The 1,121-nt window shown below is 67.3% G+C and carries 1 protein-coding gene and 1 pseudogene; both read right to left on the reverse strand.

What is annotated here, in order from left to right; translation table 11 throughout:
• Positions 1–105: pseudogene (locus ACXDF8_RS26905) on the reverse strand (IS21-like element ISAau2 family helper ATPase IstB); the annotation flags it as partial.
• Positions 105–1,121 (reverse strand): Mu transposase domain-containing protein (locus tag ACXDF8_RS26910; RefSeq protein WP_457226281.1); only part of this gene is annotated, 1,017 nt, incomplete at its 5' end. The pseudogene ACXDF8_RS26905 and the gene ACXDF8_RS26910, both read right to left, overlap by 1 nt.

Raw genomic sequence — 1,121 nt, forward strand, 5'->3', positions numbered from 1 at the left:
AAGCCGCTCGACGGCTTCACGCAGGGTGGGAGCTTTGAGTGCTCGGGTGAGATAGGCCAGCTCAGCGGTCGTGTCGCGACTGACGGTCGTGGTCTTGGCGGCCATTACGCCACCGGCCCGTCGATGTCGACCAGGGCGTCGTAGTCGGTCAAACAACGCTGCTCAACCTCGGCCTGGGCTGGGGCCGCCACGACGTCGAACCTGTGCCGGCGCATCGCCCTGGCCGCCGCGACGTGCTCGGGATCGCTGATCGTCTGGTGCTTGGCCCAGATCCGGTCGTGCTCGGCGACCAACCGTCCGGCGCACCACACCCGAACCTGGGCCAAGTCCGCCACGACTTCGATGCGCCGTCCGACGGCCGACGGGTGCACCGAGTAGTCGTTGGCGTCCAGGCGCACGTAGTGATCACGCGGCAGCCGGACATGGGTTCTCCATCCAGTGACCGGTGCCACCGGCGGCAATGCCAGCATCGCAGCCTTGTCGGCCTCGACCCGATCTGCCGGAGGGCACCCCAACACACGATGCCGGCGATGATTGGCGCCCACCAACCAGTCGCCGAGTTGGGTGTTGAAGTCCGCCGGCGAGGTGAACACCCGCCCTGGCAGAAACGCCCGTTCCAGATAGTCATGGAAGCGCTCCACCAGGCCCTTGGCCTCCGGGTCACCGGGCTTGCAGATCACCACCTTGGCGGCCACCGTTCCACGAAACGCCTGACAGACCGCAGTCAACTCCGGCACCCGGGCCCGCCACCGCCCGACCGCGCCCTCGCCGTCCCATACAAACACCCGAGGCACCGCACCCAGCGCCGAAAGATGCTGCCACCACGCGGCATACAGATCCTCGGCGCAGCGGCCGGGAATCAGCAACGCCGAGGCCCACCGCGAATACCCACACACCTTCGTCATCACCGGCAACGCAGTGGCCGTACGCACCTGACCACAACCGACCGGGACCGACACGTCAGGAAACCACAAGTCGCACTGCGCGATCTCGCCGGCCTGATAGGTCGTGCGCGACGCCGGATCCGGTGGCAGATACACCGGCCGCAACTCACGCACCCGCTCACTGAGCGTGCGGATCGAATACTGCCAACCAATCCGCTCAGCGATCACCGTCGCCGG

This window comes from Mycolicibacterium sp. CBM1, assembly GCF_054073305.1.